Source organism: Bacillus sp. SCT118 (assembly GCF_058566435.1).
Window position 1 is genome coordinate 1,345,455 of record NZ_CP191225.1, and the last position, 16,811, is coordinate 1,362,265.

The window sequence follows — 16,811 nt, forward strand, 5'->3', positions numbered from 1 at the left end:
AGAAATATATATTGATAAAATAAAATTTTTCAATCAACTAATCAATTCGGAAAATTATAATTTATGTACGCGTTTTCTTGACGCCCTTTTGAGGGAGGAGTAAAATGAAATTGTCAATAAATCTTAATAAAGTGCTTACAATTGAAAGAAGTGGGGGAAGAGATTTAGCACATTTCGCACTTATCAAACAGGGGGTAAAGTAATGTCTGGGAACAGAGAGTTTTATTTTCGAAGATTGCATTCCTTGCTTGGCGTCATACCGGTCGGCATCTTTCTTATTCAGCATTTAGTCGTCAACCAGTTTGCCGCAAGGGGCGCTGAAGCATTCAATAGCGCTGCTCATTTTATGGATAGTCTGCCTTTCAGGTATGCCTTGGAAATTTTTATTATCTTCTTACCATTAATTTATCATGCAGTTTATGGTGTGTACATAGCGTTTACTGCGAAAAATAACGCAGGCCAATACAGCTACATGAGAAACTGGCTATTCGTCCTGCAGCGTGTAACCGGTATCATCACCCTCATTTTCGTCAGCTGGCACGTGTGGGAAACCCGCATTGCTGCACAAATGGGCGCTGAGGTCAATTTCGACATGATGGCGAATATTTTGAGCTCTCCGGCTATGCTTGGTTTTTACATTGTCGGTGTTTTATCAACAATTTTCCACTTCTCGAACGGTTTATGGTCTTTCGCTGTTACATGGGGCATCACGGTAACGCCTCGTTCTCAAAGAATTTCGACATACGTTACGCTGATTATTTTTGTTGCACTGTCATACGTAGGCTTAAAAGCGATTTTTGCATTTGTTTAAGAGTACTAGATTACTAGAGGGAGAGGGGCTATCATGAGTCAATCAAGCATTATCGTAGTCGGCGGGGGTCTTGCCGGCCTCATGGCGACAATTAAAGCAGCGGAATCAGGAATGGCGGTTAAGCTGTTTTCCATTGTTCCTGTCAAACGTTCTCATTCGGTTTGTGCGCAAGGTGGCATAAACGGAGCGGTCAATACAAAAGGGGAAGGTGACTCTCCGTGGGAACATTTTGATGACACGGTATACGGGGGAGACTTTCTTGCCAACCAGCCGCCGGTCAAGGCGATGTGTGAAGCGGCGCCTTCTATCATCCACTTATTAGACCGGATGGGCGTCATGTTTAACCGGACGCCTGAAGGCCTGCTTGATTTCCGCCGATTCGGGGGTACACAGCACCACAGAACTGCTTATGCTGGTGCGACGACGGGACAGCAGCTGCTTTACGCACTGGACGAGCAAGTCCGCAGATACGAAGTTGCGGGTCTGGTCACAAAATACGAAGGCTGGGAATTCCTTGGCGCTGTTTTAGATGATGACAGAACCTGCCGCGGAATTGTTGCACAAAACCTGACAAACATGCAAATTGAATCCTTCCGTTCAGACGCTGTCATTATGGCGACGGGCGGACCGGGAATCATTTTTGGAAAATCAACGAACTCCATGATTAATACAGGATCTGCTGCATCAATCGTTTATCAGCAGGGAGCGTATTATGCAAACGGAGAATTCATTCAAATCCACCCGACAGCCATACCGGGCGATGACAAACTAAGACTGATGAGTGAATCAGCGCGTGGAGAAGGCGGGCGCGTGTGGACATATAAAGACGGCAAACCGTGGTATTTCCTGGAGGAAAAATATCCGGCATACGGAAACCTGGTGCCGCGTGATATTGCGACACGCGAAATATTTGATGTGTGTGTGAACCAGAAGCTCGGCATTAACGGTGAAAACATGGTATATCTCGATCTGTCTCATAAAGATCCGAAAGAGCTTGATATTAAGCTTGGCGGCATCATTGAGATTTATGAGAAATTCATGGGAGACGACCCGCGGAAGCTTCCAATGAAAATCTTCCCGGCGGTCCATTATTCTATGGGCGGTTTATGGGTGGATTACGATCAAATGACAAACATCCCTGGACTGTTTGCGGCTGGGGAATGTGATTATTCTATGCACGGCGGCAACCGCTTGGGAGCGAACTCCCTGCTGTCTGCGATTTACGGAGGCATGGTGGCCGGACCGAATGCGGTGAAATATGTAAACGGCTTAGAATCTTCAGCGGAAGACATGTCTTCATCCCTATTCGACGCTCATGTTAAGAAAGAAGAAGAAAAATGGGCTGATATTATGAGTATGGACGGAACCGAAAATGCCTATGTTCTTCACAAAGAGCTCGGTGAGTGGATGACGGCGAACGTAACGGTTGTCCGCCATAATGACAAGCTTTTGAAAACGGATGACAAAATTCAGGAGTTAATGGAGCGCTTCAAAAAGATCAACATCAATGACACGACAAAATGGAGCAACCAGGGAGCGATGTTCACACGCCAGTTCTCGAACATGCTTCAGCTTGCGAGGGTGATTACCCTTGGCGCATACAACCGTAATGAAAGCCGGGGCGCCCATTATAAACCAGATTATCCTGAACGTAATGATGACGAATGGCTCAAAACAACAATGGCTAAACATGTAAGCCCGTATGAAGCGCCGGAATTTGAGTATCAGGATGTCGATGTATCACTGATAACGCCTCGGAAACGGGATTACTCGAAGAAGAAGGTGGCGAAATAATCATGATTGAACAAAAAACCATACGATTTATTATCACACGTCAAGATACAGCCGACAGCACGCCTTACGATGAAGAATTTGAGATTCCATACCGCCCGAATCTGAACGTCATTTCCGCTCTGATGGAAATCCGCCGGAATCCGGTTAATGTCAAAGGTGAGAAGACAACCCCTGTCACATGGGATATGAACTGTCTTGAGGAAGTATGCGGCGCATGTTCAATGGTCATAAACGGAAAACCCCGCCAGTCTTGTACGGCGCTTATCGACCAGCTTGAACAGCCGATCCGTTTAAAACCAATGAAAACATTCCCAGTCGTTCGTGATTTGCAGGTTGATCGCAGCAGAATGTTTGATTCATTGAAAAAAGTAAAAGCGTGGATACCGATTGACGGTACGTACGATTTAGGACCGGGGCCGAGAATGCCGGAAAAACGCCGTCAATGGGCATATGAATTATCAAAATGCATGACATGCGGCGTCTGCCTCGAAGCTTGCCCGAATGTGAACAGCAAATCGAAGTTCATGGGGCCTGCACCGATGTCGCAAGTCCGCCTGTTTAACGCACATCCGACAGGCGCCATGAATAAATCTGAACGATTAGAAGCATTAATGGATGAAGGCGGTCTTGCAGATTGCGGCAACTCGCAAAACTGTGTTCAATCCTGTCCAAAGGGGATTCCGCTTACCACTTCGATTGCAGCCTTGAATAGAGATACAAACTTACAAGCGTTCCGCAATTTCTTCGGAAGCGACAGAGTATAAGAAGAAAAAACCTCTTCCGCATGGGAGAGGTTTTTTTAAACAATAAGGAGATGAAAAAAGATGAAGCTTCCCGCTTATATTGATATGCCGTTTCAAGAATGGAAAACATCCTTTTCTTTTTTCAATGAGGTATCCGTAAGATTTTCCGAGACAGACATGTTTGGGCATATGAATAATGTAACCCCTTTTATATATTTTGAGGAGGCGCGGATTTCTTATTTTAAGAAGCTGAATATGATGAGTGAAAACAAACAGACCATGACAGTCGTGGCAAGCCAGCAATGCGATTATTTGCGCCAAGTCATGCCTTATGAAGAGTTGCGTATCTATGTGAAAACAAGCGCAGTCGGCAGTTCATCTCTTACCTTGCACTATCTCGGAGAGAACCTCGAAGGCGAGCCCTGCTTCACCGGGACAGTCGTGATGGTTCAAGTCTCAAAGGAAAGCGGCAAGGCTGTCAGCTGGACGGATGAGGAGAAAGAAACGCTTCTTCATACACGATAAACTAATTATCTTGTAAACGTCACCTCCTGCGCCCTTCTTACATATGATATCTCGACTATATCAAAACCCATTCGTTTCTGATTCGCTCTCACCTTAGCAAGGAGGGTTACAATACTTGAAGGAGAAAGAATTTCAATCGAAGCCGCTGCTAACGAAAAGAGAAAGAGAAGTGTTCGAATTGCTCGTTCAAGATAAGACAACAAAGGAGATTGCAAGCGAGCTATTTATCAGTGAGAAAACCGTTCGAAACCATATTTCAAATGCCATGCAGAAATTGGGTGTGAAAGGGCGTTCGCAAGCCGTTGTTGAGCTTCTTAGAATGGGTGAGCTAGAGCTTTAATCCTTGCCGGTATTCCTTCTTTTAAGAAGGAGCCGGTTATTGCTGTTTGTTGGAACATTCGAAACCATATTTGGAATGCTGTGCAAAACGTAGGCAAGTCATAAAATACATTTTATTACTTGATGTTGTTTGACTAAAGTCCTCTATTTCTCTCCTGCGAGTCTTGCATTTTCTTCAAAAAAGAAGGAAAATAGACACGGAACGCTTTTGTGCGTAAGAGATCCTTGAGTGAGGGATGGACAAATGACATCAAAACCTTTGGAGCATGTTGCGGATATTGAAAAGTCACTCCGCCACATTGCCGCGATCATTAAGCAAAAAGGACGAGAAATCCTTAACCAATATGCGATTACGCCGCCGCAATTTGTCGGCTTGCAATGGCTTTATGAATTAGGAGATATGACAATCGGTGAATTATCGGGCAAAATGTATCTGGCATGCAGCACGACAACGGACTTAATCGACCGCATGCAAAAAAATGAGCTTGTTGAGCGGGTCAAGGACCCGGCGGACAGACGTGTTGTCCGGATACATCTGCTGCCTGAAGGAGAACGTATTATCCAAGAGGTCATTACAAAAAGACAGGAATATCTGCGTGATATGTTCGAATCGTTTACAGATGAAGAAATAGCCATCTTCGAAAAATCTTTGATGAAACTGCAGCATGAAATGAAGAGAAAATGAGGCGATTTTGTTGGAACAACCAATAGGAGTCATTGATTCCGGGGTTGGCGGTTTAACCGTTGCGAAGGAAATCATGAGACAGCTACCTAAAGAAAATATTATCTACGTCGGGGATACGAAACGGTGTCCTTATGGGCCGCGCCCTGAAGAAGAGGTGCTTCAATATACGTGGGAGCTGACGAATTATTTACTCGAAAACCACCATATCAAAATGCTCGTGATCGCCTGTAATACAGCAACAGCGATCGCATTGGATGACATCCAGCGAAGCGTCGGTATACCGGTGGTCGGAGTGATTCAGCCTGGTGCGAGAGCAGCGATAAAAGTGACGGATAATCAGCATATCGGTGTCATCGGCACAGAGAATACGATTAAGAGCAATGCGTACGAAGAGGCGCTTTTGGCATTAAATCCTGATCTGAAGGTTGAAAACCTTGCCTGCCCGCTGCTTGTGCCTTTTGTGGAAAGCGGGAAGTTTCTTGACAAAACAGCAGACGAGATTGTCAAAACCTCGCTGTATCCGTTAAAAGATACATCGATTGATTCGCTGATTTTAGGCTGCACCCACTATCCCATTTTGAAAGAAGCCATTCAAAGATATATGGGAGAACACGTTAACATTATTTCGTCCGGCGATGAAACAGCCCGGGAAGTCAGCACGATTCTCTCGTATAAAGGGCTGCTGAACCAGTCTGCGAATGCCCCGGATCATCAGTTCTTGACAACAGGAGCGCGTGATCAGTTTGCGAAAATCGCAGACGATTGGTTTGGGCATGAGGTGGGCCATGTGGAATGTATCTCACTGCAAGAACCGATTAGAAGATAGTTTTCCCCGCAACGGTATGTTGCGGGTTTTTTTCTGTTTTGCCGGAATTCTTCGGTCTATTTCCTAAAGAGGCTCGTATACATAATAGTACAAACATCCTTAGGAGGGAAAAGTATGCTGAAAAAAGGACCTGCAGTCATTGGTGCCACTTGTCTCACCTCTGCCTTGCTTTTATCCGGATGCGGTTTGTTTCAATCTGATAAGGCAGCCGAGGAAATTGATCCGCCTCAAGACGTTACATTCGTGAACGATGAAGCGGGTGCCAATTCAAATACAACAGCAGCCAAAAAAACAGAAAGTGAAAAAAGCGATACCGCAAAAGCGGATCAAGCCTCATCTACTGTTATGAGGGAGCTTTATCTCATTGATAAAAACGGGTATGTTGTTGCGCAAACGCTGCCTCTTCCTAAAAGTGAGAGCACGGCTAAACAAGCGCTTGAATACCTCGTACAGGGCGGGCCTGTGTCTGAAATTCTTCCGAATGGCTTCAGAGCTGTATTGCCGGCTGACACCACCGTTAACGTTGACATCAAAAAAGATGGAACCGCGATAGCTGATTTCTCTAATGAGTTCAAAAATTATAAGAAAGAAGACGAACAGAAAATCGTTCAATCTGTGACGTGGACGCTGACGCAATTTAGTTCGATAGATAAAGTGAAGCTGAGAATAAACGGGCATGAACTGAAGGAGATGCCTGTAGGAGGGACGCCGATCTCAGATGATTTAAGCCGCAAAGACGGCATTAATTTGGAAACAGCCGGTGTAAATGATCTCACTGCTACCCATCCGCTGACAGTCTACTACTTGGCGGAAAACGAAGACAGTGAATACTACGTGCCGGTGACCAAACGAATCGACAATTCGGAAAAAGACGACATCACGGCAGCCATCAATGAATTGGCTAAAGGGCCAAGCAAGGTGAGCGGGCTGTTAACAGACTTCAGTGAAGATGTAAAGCTGGTCAGCAAACCGAAAATCAAAGACGGGCGCGTGACGTTGGATTTCAATCAATCTATATTCGGCAGCGCCGATGAGAAGACGAAAATGATTTCTTCAGAAGTGCTGAACAGCATTGTGCTGACGTTAACGGAGCAGCCGGATGTAAAAAGCGTCTCTGTTAAAGTGAACGGAAAATCAGAGCTTGTAAATGAAAAAGGCGAAAAGCTCACAGAACCGGTCTCCAGACCTTCTCAAGTGAATACGGGTAGTTTTTAAATTGGGATTTTTGATATACTAGAAAGAAAGAGGTTAGCGTTCCGGCTGCCTCTTTCTTTATTCAATTCCGGGACAAAAATGGTTTATGTACATACAATCGGAGGTAAAACATGAGACATGACGGAAGACAACACGATGAGCTGCGTCCAATCACATTCGATTTGGATTTTATCAGCCATCCGGAAGGTTCTGTTCTAATAACAGCGGGAAATACAAAGGTAATCTGCAACGCGTCTGTTGAGGACCGCGTACCGCCGTTTTTGCGGGGCGGAGGGAAAGGCTGGATTACAGCAGAGTACAGCATGTTGCCGCGGGCAACAAACCAAAGAACAATCAGAGAATCTTCTAAGGGGAAAATTTCCGGCAGAACAATGGAGATCCAACGCCTGATCGGCCGCGCGCTTCGAGCTGTTGTAGATCTGGAAAAGCTCGGTGAACGGACGATTTGGATTGACTGTGATGTCATTCAAGCTGACGGAGGAACTAGAACAGCTTCCATTACAGGCGCATTTCTTGCTATGGCGATTGCGATTGGCAAGCTGATCAAAGCAGGAACAATCAAGACAAATCCGATCACTGATTTTCTTGCTGCAATCTCTGTTGGAATTGATAAGGAACAGGGAATTTTGTTAGATTTAAATTATGAAGAAGATTCCTCCGCTGAAGTTGACATGAATGTCATCATGACAGGCAGCGGCCGTTTTGTGGAACTGCAGGGAACCGGGGAAGAGGCGACTTTTTCAAGAGAGGATCTGAACGGTCTTCTGGGTCTTGCGGAAAAAGGAATTCAAGAGCTGATTGACAAGCAAAAAGAAGTGCTGGGTGATTCTCTGCCAGAACTGAAATAAAGACAGAAAGGCTTGATCATCATGAAAGAAGCAATTATTGCGACACATAATCCGGGAAAAGTGAAGGAATTCAAAGAAATTCTTGAGCCAAGAGGCTATGATGTCAAATCTTTAGCTGAAATTGGATTCACAGAAGAAATTGAAGAAACAGGCCATACATTTGAAGAAAATGCCATTCTGAAAGCGGAAGCTGTTGCCAAAGCAGTGAACAAAATGGTGATTGCGGACGACTCCGGTCTATCAATCGATAATCTTGGCGGCAGACCCGGGGTTTATTCAGCCCGCTATGCAGGGGAACAGAAAGACGACCAGGCAAATATCGAAAAAGTGCTCAGCGAGCTGAAAGGTATCGAAAAAGAACAGCGCACCGCCCGTTTCCGCTGCGCACTGGCCGTGAGTATTCCCGGTGAGGAAACAAAAACAGTCGAAGGCCATGTTGAAGGGTATATTGCCGAAGAACCGAGAGGAGAATATGGCTTTGGCTATGACCCAATCTTTATCGTGAAAGATAAAGATAAGACAATGGCTGAACTGACAAGTGATGAAAAAAATAAAATCAGCCATAGGGCTGACGCGCTTAAAAAGCTGTCTAAGCTTTTGGAGGCATAAGGAGGAAGCTTGTACATGAACGTGCTGATTATCAGTGACAGCCATGGGCTTGAAGAAGAACTCCAAACCATTGCGAAACGGCATGAGGCAGAAGTTGATCTCATGATTCATTGCGGGGACTCTGAGCTTGAAACGAGGCATCCTGCATTGGAGCCTTATGCGGTTGTAAAAGGCAATTGCGATTTTGCCGGCGATTTTAAGGACGAGCTTCTACTGACTGCCGGTTCAAGAAAAATACTGGTCACACACGGCCACCTTCACGGTATAAAACAGACCTTGTTAAACGTATACTATCGTGCAGAGGAGCTCGGAGCGGATATTATCTGCTTCGGGCATTCGCACATCGCGGGAAGCGAAGTGCTGCGGGGCAAACTGATGATTAACCCAGGCAGCATCCGGCTTCCGAGGGTGCGCAGGACAGAAAGCTATGCTATACTGACATTAGAAAATGATGCTGCGACAGTCCGTTTTTACGACCAAGCAGGCAATGAAATTGAGGATCTGCAAAACCGAGTCACACTATGAAAATGTCATGAGGAAGAAAATTTTCTTCCTCATGAAAAAAATTCTAAAAAACCGTTGACTTATTATTGCATCCCATATATAATAAATCTTGTCGCTGATAGTTAAAGCGAAAAACAAAAAAACAAAAAACAAAACGTGTCCCAGTAGCTCAGCTGGATAGAGCAACGGCCTTCTAAGCCGTCGGTCGGGAGTTCGAATCTCTCCTGGGACGTACCAAAAGAAAAACCTCAAATCCATTTAGGATTTGAGGTTTTTTGTTGTCGTCTTATGATTTTCATTTGTTATTTAACGGATCATCATCCAAGCCGTCAACTTTTCCGTCTTTATTCAGACGAGGTTCTTCTTTTTTCACAGTTTCAGAAATATGTTCATTTTCTTCAACAGTGCGTTTACCGACAACCACTTCATCAGTGACAACTGGTTTTTTAGTCACTTCCAGCTTTTCCTCAACGATTGGCACTCTGATTTCTTCCGAATCGTTGACGGGAGAAGCATCCGTTTTATTTTCATCCACTGGACGGCGTTCGACATAAATTTCATCATGTCTCACCGGGATGTCCATATCTCTTTTTTCTGTTTTCACTTCTTTTCCTATTTCTACTTCGCCGGTTTGAACGTCTTCCTTATCGACTTTAAGCTGTTCTTCTCGGAGCGGCATCGTTTTTTCTTCTTTCGTTGTATAATCCAATTCATTTGTGCTTGAAAAGCCGCCTGAAAGGGCATTGCCGTTATCAATAGGAGCAATTACATCTGCATCTGTATCGACGGCCACCAGAAGTTTTCCGTCATCCAAATCTTCTTGATACTTGTCTATGTCCTCAGTTTTAATATCCAAGTCGGATAATGCTTTGCTGTGTGTAGCAGTATCATCCATTGTGAAATAATCTTTCAGTTTATCGAAAAAAGATTCAGATTCGTCCTGATGTGCATCGATAGCTTGATTGACTTCTGTTCCTGTACGTGACTCCAAATAATCTGTATCTCGCCGGCTTGTCACAACAGAAATGTCATCAGAATCATAGCCTTTTGTGAGTAAGCCTTCAATCGCTGCGATGGTTTCCTGCGGGGTATCGTATACACCAACTATGCTTTTCATATCAATCTCCTCCTTTATGAATTTGCATGATATCGTTCATGTCGTTTGTAATTCCCGCTGTTCTTTGAATTAAACAAAATTAAAAACATTGGCGTGTATCATAAAGGTGAAAAATGTGTGAATATAAAAAAAGATAGATAAGACAGACCTTCCCCTGCACCTATCTATCCTTATAAAGCAGTCTCACAATTCCTTCGTCATAAACACACTGTTTGGATCTTCAACATAGTCTGCAAACGGTTCACAGTACTGAAAATCGAAGCTTTCATACAACTTTCTTGCCGGCTCAAATGAAGCCATTGAACCCGTTTCTAAGCTTAACCGCTCATAGCCTCGCTTTCCAGCTTCTTCAATGATATGCTGGAGAATTTGTTTGGCAACGCCTTTTCTTAAATGTGATGCAGATGTTCGCATTGATTTGATTTCTCCGTGCCGGCTGTCCAGTTCTTTTAGCGCTCCGCAACCGGCTAGTTCATCACCCTCCCATGCACTCCAAAATGTTATTCCAGGGCCTCTTAGTTTCTCTAAACCTAAGGCATGGATGCTTTCCGGCGGGGACATAAGCGTCATGCTATGTAAATGCTCATTCGCCAGTGAAACCACCTGATGTCCAGTTAAATCATCTATTTTTATATACATTTTATTCCTCCTCAAACATTCATCTTAATCATATTCCATCCTGTTTCCAACTATAAAGACAGAAAATCTGACAGTATTGAAGCACTTTTGGAATGTATGAGTTGCAGAAGATGCTTGAAAGAAAAAAAGGCCGAAATCGTTGTTCGGCCCTTGTAGTTTTCTTTAATATCTAAAGCCTCCATGCACACCGGCTGTTCCGCTGAACCCGCCGACGTGTGTCGCCGGAATACTGAACCCGCCGCTATGGCCGCTGAAGCCAGTGCCTGAAAATTGCTGCCCGAAAAAATCTGAAGTGTATGGATAAGAGGAGTACATAGCAGAGGGAGTGGTCAACGGGCTATATGCCTGGCTGAACGGCTGTCCGTATCCGTAGCCTCCAAATGGCTGATGGCTTTGCTGGTAAAAGGCAGGGACAGCAGGATAGTACTGCTGCGGAAAGCTCGGGAAGCTTGGAAAGCCTGCAGGGAATCCTTGCATGTCTGCTAATGATTTATTCATCGTATCACCTTTTCTTTGCAAGATACCATTAATGTATGCCGGGGAATAATAGGGGTGCCTATCCGAAATTGAAATGGATTGCAATATGATCTGTCAGACTCAATCCATATACGAACCGTAGCGTGTTATAAAATCTTACATGTTTATATAAAATTAAATAATTCTGGTGTATTGTTGATAGATTAATAAAAAAATTATAAAAACTTTTAACATTTGCGATTCCTTTTGTACCAATCATGAAAGCGTATACAATATAGATTGATTAATCAAAATTGTCTAATAATTTTAAAAAATGCTGTTGACACTGCGTCCAAAGCGGCGTAATATGAGTTCAACAAAAGATAAACGCAAGCTTCACAAGCGAAAATCATCGCAGTATGATTCTAAAAAAATGAAAAACAAACGACCTTCTTGAACAGCTGGAAAGCCGTTCCGAAGGCTGAATATGAAAAGCGCAGATGAGGATAAGTAGCCTTGAAAAAGCTTTCCACAGAGAACCGGGGTAGCTGAGAACCGGCGAAGCTTTACAAGGTGAACTCGCCTCAGAGTGCCAGTCTGAAATGACAGTAGGACTTGGCCGGGTGAACTTGATTCACTCGTTACTAAAGCGGATAGAAATATCCATGAGACGGCCGATTAACAGGCCGTAAACAAGGGTGGTACCGCGGAAAGAAAAGCCTTTTCGCCCCTTTTAGCTATCGCAGTTACTGCGCGGCTGATTGTGGGCGGAAGGGCTTTTTTTATTGAATAATCAGCTATCTAGCTAATGAAAAGATGATCTTTAAAGGATGAAAATCCAAAAGGAGGAACTAAAATGGGGACTAATGTACAGGTGGATTCAGCATCTGCCAAATGTACACAGACGATGAGCGGAGCATTAATGCTGATTGAATCATTAAAAAAAGAGAAAGTAGAAATGATCTTCGGTTATCCGGGCGGGGCTGTGCTTCCGATTTACGATAAGCTATACAATTCAGGGTTGGTACATATCCTTCCCCGTCACGAACAAGGCGCAATTCATGCAGCGGAGGGATACGCAAGAGTCTCTGGAAAACCGGGTGTCGTCATTGCCACGTCAGGACCGGGAGCGACAAACCTTGTTACAGGCCTTGCTGATGCCATGATTGATTCATTGCCATTAGTCGTCTTTACAGGGCAGGTAGCAACCTCTGTAATCGGGAGCGATGCATTTCAGGAAGCGGACATTTTAGGGATTACGATGCCAGTAACAAAACACAGCTACCAGGTTCGCCAGCCGGAAGATCTGCCGCGCATCATTAAAGAAGCGTTCCATATTGCAACAACTGGAAGACCCGGACCTGTATTGATTGATATTCCGAAAGATGTAGCAACAATTGAAGGAGAATTCAGCTACGATCATGAGATGAATCTCCCGGGATACCAGCCGACAACAGAGCCGAATTATTTGCAGATCCGCAAGCTTGTGGAAGCCGTGAGCAGTGCGAAAAAACCGGTGATCCTGGCGGGTGCGGGCGTACTGCACGGAAAAGCGTCAGAAGAATTAAAAAATTATGCTGAACAGCAGCAAATCCCTGTGGCACACACCCTTTTGGGACTCGGAGGCTTCCCGGCTGACCATCCGCTTTTCCTAGGGATGGCGGGAATGCATGGTACTTATACAGCCAATATGGCCCTTCATGAATGTGATCTATTAATCAGTATCGGCGCCCGTTTTGATGACCGTGTCACAGGAAACCTGAAACACTTTGCCAGAAACGCAAAGATTGCCCACATCGATATTGATCCAGCTGAAATCGGAAAAATCATGAAAACACAGATTCCTGTAGTCGGAGACAGCAAAATTGTCCTGCAGGAGCTGATCAAACAAGACGGCAAACAAAGCGATTCAAGCGAATGGAAAAAACAGCTCGCCGAATGGAAAGAAGAGTATCCGCTCTGGTATGTAGATAATGAAGAAGAAGGTTTTAAACCTCAGAAATTGATTGAATATATTCATCAATTTACAAAAGGAGAGGCCATTGTCGCAACGGATGTAGGCCAGCATCAAATGTGGTCAGCGCAATTTTATCCGTTCCAAAAAGCAGATAAATGGGTCACGTCAGGCGGACTTGGAACGATGGGATTCGGTCTTCCGGCGGCGATCGGCGCACAGCTGGCCGAAAAAGATGCTACTGTGGTCGCGGTTGTCGGAGACGGCGGATTCCAAATGACGCTTCAAGAACTCGATGTTATTCGCGAATTAAATCTTCCGGTTAAGGTAGTGATTTTAAATAACGCTTGTCTCGGAATGGTCAGACAGTGGCAAGAAATTTTCTATGAAGAACGTTATTCAGAATCTAAATTCGCTTCTCAGCCTGACTTCGTCAAATTGTCCGAAGCGTACGGCATTAAAGGCATCAGAATTTCATCAGAAGCGGAAGCAAAGGAAAAGCTGGAAGAGGCATTAACATCAAGAGAACCTGTTGTCATTGATGTGCGGGTTGCCAGCGAAGAAAAAGTATTCCCGATGGTGGCTCCGGGGAAAGGGCTGCATGAAATGGTGGGGGTGAAACCTTGAAAAGAATTATCACATTGACTGTGGTGAACCGCTCCGGAGTGTTAAACCGGATCACAGGTCTATTCACAAAAAGGCATTACAACATTGAAAGCATTACAGTTGGACACACAGAAACAGCCGGCGTTTCCAGAATCACCTTCGTCGTTCACGTTGAAGGAGAAAATGATGTTGAACAGTTAACGAAACAGCTCAACAAACAGATTGATGTGCTGAAAGTCACAGACATCACAAATCAATCGATTGTCCAGAGGGAGCTGGCCTTAATCAAGGTTGTCTCCGCACCTTCAACGAGAACAGAGATTAATGGAATCATAGAACCGTTTAGAGCCTCTGTCGTTGATGTCAGCAGAGACAGCATCGTTGTTCAGGTGACAGGTGAATCTAACAAAATTGAAGCGCTTATTGAATTATTAAAACCTTATGGCATTAAAGAAATCGCGAGAACAGGTACAACGGCTTTTGCGAGGGGAACCCAGCAAAAGGCGTCATCCAATAAAACAATATCTATTGTATAAAACATAACAAGGGAGAGATTAAAATGGTAAAAGTATATTATAACGGTGATATCAAAGAGAACGTATTGACTGGAAAAACAGTAGCGGTTATCGGGTACGGTTCGCAAGGTCACGCACATGCCCTGAACCTTAAAGAAAGCGGAGTAGACGTGATCGTCGGTGTTAGACAAGGAAAATCTTTCACTCAAGCCCAAGAAGACGGACATAAAGTATTTTCAGTAAAAGAAGCGGCAGCCCAAGCCGAAATCATCATGGTTCTGCTTCCGGATGAGCAGCAGCAAAAAGTATACGAAGCTGAAATCAAAGATGAATTGACAGCAGGAAAATCATTAGTATTCGCTCATGGATTTAACGTGCATTTCCATCAAATTGTTCCTCCGGCGGATGTAGATGTATTCTTAGTGGCGCCTAAAGGCCCGGGACACTTGGTCAGAAGAACATATGAGCAAGGAGCTGGCGTACCTGCATTGTTCGCAATCTATCAAGATGTGACTGGAGAAGCAAGAGACAAAGCCCTCGCTTATGCTAAAGGAATCGGCGGCGCAAGAGCGGGCGTACTAGAAACGACATTTAAAGAAGAAACAGAAACAGATTTGTTCGGTGAGCAAGCAGTTCTTTGCGGCGGATTAAGCGCGCTTGTCAAAGCAGGATTTGAAACATTAACTGAAGCAGGTTATCAGCCTGAACTTGCATACTTCGAGTGTCTTCATGAGCTGAAATTAATCGTAGACCTTATGTACGAAGAAGGACTTGCAGGAATGAGATATTCAATCTCTGACACAGCACAGTGGGGAGATTTCGTATCAGGCCCTCGCGTTGTGGACGCTAAAGTAAAAGAATCTATGAAAGAAGTATTAAAAGATATCCAAAACGGTACATTCGCAAAAGAGTGGATCGTCGAAAACCAAGTAAACCGTCCTCGTTTCAACGCTATCAATGCAAGCGAGAACGAACATCAAATCGAAGTAGTGGGAAGAAAGCTTCGTGAAATGATGCCGTTTGTGAAACAAGGCAAGAAGAAGGAAGCGGTGGTCTCCGTTGCGCAAAATTAATTTTTTCGATACGACGCTTCGTGATGGTGAACAGTCCCCTGGAGTGAACTTGAATACACAGGAGAAACTTGCCATAGCTAAGCAGCTCGAAAGACTCGGGGCAGATATCATTGAAGCGGGATTTCCCGCTTCGTCCCGAGGTGACTTTTTAGCTGTTCAGGAAATCGCAAGAACCATTAAAAATTGTTCAGTAACTGGTCTGGCCCGTTGTGTAAAAGGTGATATTGATGCTGCTTGGGAAGCGTTAAAAGAAGGTTCTCACCCGAGAATTCATGTTTTTATCGCCACATCGGACATTCATTTGAAGCACAAGCTGAAAATGACACGTGAGCAAGTCATTGAAAGAGCGGTTGAAATGGTGAAATACGCAAAAGAACGTTTTCCGATTGTGCAATGGTCAGCTGAAGATGCCTGCCGCACTGAACTGCCGTTTCTAGCAGAAATCGTCGAGAAAGTGATTGACGCAGGCGCCAGTGTTATCAATCTTCCAGACACTGTCGGCTACCTGGCCCCGGCGGAATACGGAAATATCTTTAAATATATGAAGGAAAACGTTCCGAACATTCACAAAGCAAAGCTTTCAGCCCACTGTCATGATGATTTAGGAATGGCAGTCGCAAACTCTCTTGCTGCGATTGAAAATGGCGCTGATCAAATCGAATGCGCTGTGAATGGGATCGGTGAAAGAGCCGGAAACGCAGCATTAGAGGAAATTGCCGTAGCCCTCCATACCAGAAAAGATTTCTACCAAGTCGAAACAGGTATTACACTAAACGAGATTAAGAGAACAAGTGATTTAGTAAGCAAACTGACAGGCATGGCTGTCCCGCGCAACAAAGCGGTTGTTGGAGATAATGCATTTGCTCATGAATCAGGCATCCATCAGGACGGCTTTTTAAAAGAAAAATCGACTTATGAAATTATTTCACCGGAGCTTGTCGGCGTAACCGCAGATGCGCTTGTCCTAGGTAAACATTCCGGACGCCACGCATTTAAAGACCGGCTGACTGCTTTAGGATTCCAATTTGACAGTGAAGAGATTAATAAATTCTTTACGATGTTCAAAGAGTTGACTGAGAAGAAAAAAGAAATCACTGATGAGGATCTTGTTTCTCTTATTTTAGAAGAAAAAGTAACAGATCGCAAGATTGGGTATGAATTTCTTTCTCTGCAAGTACATTACGGAACAAGTCAGGTCCCTACGGCTACTCTTTCTTTGAAAAATCAAGAAAACGCAGAGTTTATTCAGGAAGCTGCAACTGGAGCTGGAAGCGTGGAAGCAATCTACAATACGCTTGAGCGCTGCATCGATAAGGATTTGGAGCTCTTAGACTACCGCATTCAGTCTAACAGAAAAGGCGAAGATGCATTTGCCCAGGTGTATGTAAGAGTTTTGGTGAACGGAAAAGAATCAGCAGGGCGGGGCATAGCGCAAGACGTATTAGAAGCATCAGCGAAAGCCTATTTGAACGCAGTCAACCGTCAATTGGTTTTCCAGTCGAATATGAGCGGATTGAAAAACCACACAGCTGTCGGATCATAAAAGAAAGGA

18 protein-coding genes, 1 tRNA gene and 1 other annotated feature are annotated in these 16,811 nt (G+C 44.4%); of the genes, 16 read left to right on the forward strand and 3 right to left on the reverse strand.

What is annotated here, in order from left to right; genetic code table 11:
- Nucleotides 1–202: 202 nt before the first annotated feature.
- The 12 genes from sdhC to ACQVGT_RS06830 all read left to right on the forward strand — a co-directional run bounded on the left by sdhC (nucleotide 203) and on the right by ACQVGT_RS06830 (nucleotide 9,131).
- Nucleotides 203–811 carry a succinate dehydrogenase cytochrome B558 gene (gene sdhC, locus ACQVGT_RS06775; RefSeq protein ID WP_003222512.1) on the forward strand — a complete coding sequence of 203 codons (609 nt, stop codon included), beginning with the start codon at nucleotides 203–205 and terminating at the stop codon, nucleotides 809–811.
- 33 nt (nucleotides 812–844) lie between these two features.
- Complete coding sequence (gene sdhA / locus ACQVGT_RS06780; RefSeq protein ID WP_003229567.1) at nucleotides 845–2,605, forward strand: succinate dehydrogenase flavoprotein subunit; 1,761 nt, start codon at nucleotides 845–847, stop codon at nucleotides 2,603–2,605.
- Nucleotides 2,606–2,607: 2 nt separating this feature from the next.
- Nucleotides 2,608–3,369 carry a succinate dehydrogenase iron-sulfur subunit gene (gene sdhB / locus ACQVGT_RS06785; RefSeq protein WP_015384297.1) on the forward strand — a complete coding sequence of 254 codons (762 nt, stop codon included), beginning with the start codon at nucleotides 2,608–2,610 and terminating at the stop codon, nucleotides 3,367–3,369.
- 60 nt (nucleotides 3,370–3,429) lie between these two features.
- Complete coding sequence (locus tag ACQVGT_RS06790) at nucleotides 3,430–3,873, forward strand: acyl-CoA thioesterase (protein WP_015384296.1); 444 nt, start codon at nucleotides 3,430–3,432, stop codon at nucleotides 3,871–3,873.
- A 115-nt stretch (nucleotides 3,874–3,988) separates the two neighbouring features.
- A complete protein-coding gene (gene gerE / locus ACQVGT_RS06795) occupies nucleotides 3,989–4,213 on the forward strand; it encodes a spore germination transcription factor GerE (protein WP_003184172.1) in 225 nt (74 codons plus the stop codon).
- 243 nt (nucleotides 4,214–4,456) lie between these two features.
- The gene (locus ACQVGT_RS06800; RefSeq protein ID WP_003229573.1) at nucleotides 4,457–4,897 is read left to right on the forward strand and encodes a MarR family winged helix-turn-helix transcriptional regulator; all 441 of its coding nucleotides are present in this window, start codon (nucleotides 4,457–4,459) and stop codon (nucleotides 4,895–4,897) included.
- 7 nt (nucleotides 4,898–4,904) lie between these two features.
- Nucleotides 4,905–5,723: a glutamate racemase gene (racE, locus tag ACQVGT_RS06805; RefSeq protein WP_015251521.1), complete on the forward strand. Its 819-nt coding sequence runs from the start codon at nucleotides 4,905–4,907 to the stop codon at nucleotides 5,721–5,723.
- A gap of 114 nt (nucleotides 5,724–5,837) precedes the next feature.
- Nucleotides 5,838–6,938, forward strand: a complete 1,101-nt coding sequence (gene gerM, locus ACQVGT_RS06810; RefSeq protein ID WP_003229578.1) for a spore germination protein GerM — start codon at nucleotides 5,838–5,840, stop codon at nucleotides 6,936–6,938.
- Between the two features lie 110 nt (nucleotides 6,939–7,048).
- Entirely contained in the window at nucleotides 7,049–7,786 is a 738-nt protein-coding gene (gene rph, locus ACQVGT_RS06815) for a ribonuclease PH (protein WP_003246039.1), read from the forward strand.
- Between the two features lie 12 nt (nucleotides 7,787–7,798).
- A complete protein-coding gene (locus ACQVGT_RS06820; protein ID WP_015251523.1) occupies nucleotides 7,799–8,395 on the forward strand; it encodes an XTP/dITP diphosphatase in 597 nt (198 codons plus the stop codon).
- A 15-nt stretch (nucleotides 8,396–8,410) separates the two neighbouring features.
- Nucleotides 8,411–8,920, forward strand: a complete 510-nt coding sequence (locus ACQVGT_RS06825; protein WP_015384295.1) for a metallophosphoesterase — start codon at nucleotides 8,411–8,413, stop codon at nucleotides 8,918–8,920.
- A gap of 137 nt (nucleotides 8,921–9,057) precedes the next feature.
- Nucleotides 9,058–9,131: transfer RNA gene (locus ACQVGT_RS06830), tRNA-Arg, on the forward strand.
- 63 nt (nucleotides 9,132–9,194) lie between these two features.
- On the opposite strand, the gene ACQVGT_RS06835 is transcribed toward ACQVGT_RS06830, so the two are convergent.
- The 3 genes from ACQVGT_RS06835 to cotQ form a co-directional block, all read right to left on the reverse strand.
- A complete protein-coding gene (locus ACQVGT_RS06835; protein WP_015384294.1) occupies nucleotides 9,195–10,016 on the reverse strand; it encodes a YsnF/AvaK domain-containing protein in 822 nt (273 codons plus the stop codon).
- A 183-nt stretch (nucleotides 10,017–10,199) separates the two neighbouring features.
- The gene (locus ACQVGT_RS06840) at nucleotides 10,200–10,655 is read right to left on the reverse strand and encodes a GNAT family N-acetyltransferase (protein ID WP_015384293.1); all 456 of its coding nucleotides are present in this window, start codon (nucleotides 10,653–10,655) and stop codon (nucleotides 10,200–10,202) included.
- 162 nt (nucleotides 10,656–10,817) lie between these two features.
- Entirely contained in the window at nucleotides 10,818–11,153 is a 336-nt protein-coding gene (gene cotQ, locus ACQVGT_RS06845) for an inner spore coat protein CotQ (RefSeq protein ID WP_015483533.1), read from the reverse strand.
- A 446-nt stretch (nucleotides 11,154–11,599) separates the two neighbouring features.
- Nucleotides 11,600–11,846, forward strand: a binding site (T-box leader).
- A gap of 121 nt (nucleotides 11,847–11,967) precedes the next feature.
- Between cotQ and ilvB the strand changes: the two genes are divergently transcribed.
- From ilvB to ACQVGT_RS06865, 4 genes are read left to right on the forward strand one after another with little or no spacing between them, the layout of a single operon-like run.
- On the forward strand, nucleotides 11,968–13,692 hold the full coding sequence (gene ilvB / locus ACQVGT_RS06850; RefSeq protein WP_015251528.1) for an acetolactate synthase large subunit: 1,725 nt from the start codon (nucleotides 11,968–11,970) through the stop codon (nucleotides 13,690–13,692).
- Nucleotides 13,689–14,207, forward strand: coding sequence for an acetolactate synthase small subunit (gene ilvN, locus ACQVGT_RS06855; RefSeq protein WP_004399096.1), 519 nt, complete (start codon nucleotides 13,689–13,691; stop codon nucleotides 14,205–14,207). The genes ilvB and ilvN overlap by 4 nt, the downstream gene beginning before the upstream one ends.
- Before the next feature lie 23 nt (nucleotides 14,208–14,230).
- Nucleotides 14,231–15,259 (forward strand): ketol-acid reductoisomerase, encoded by a 1,029-nt coding sequence (ilvC, locus tag ACQVGT_RS06860; RefSeq protein WP_015384289.1) that lies wholly within the window; start codon nucleotides 14,231–14,233, stop codon nucleotides 15,257–15,259.
- Entirely contained in the window at nucleotides 15,246–16,802 is a 1,557-nt protein-coding gene (locus ACQVGT_RS06865; protein ID WP_041517979.1) for a 2-isopropylmalate synthase, read from the forward strand. The genes ilvC and ACQVGT_RS06865 overlap by 14 nt, the downstream gene beginning before the upstream one ends.
- The last annotated feature ends 9 nt before the right edge of the window (nucleotides 16,803–16,811 follow it).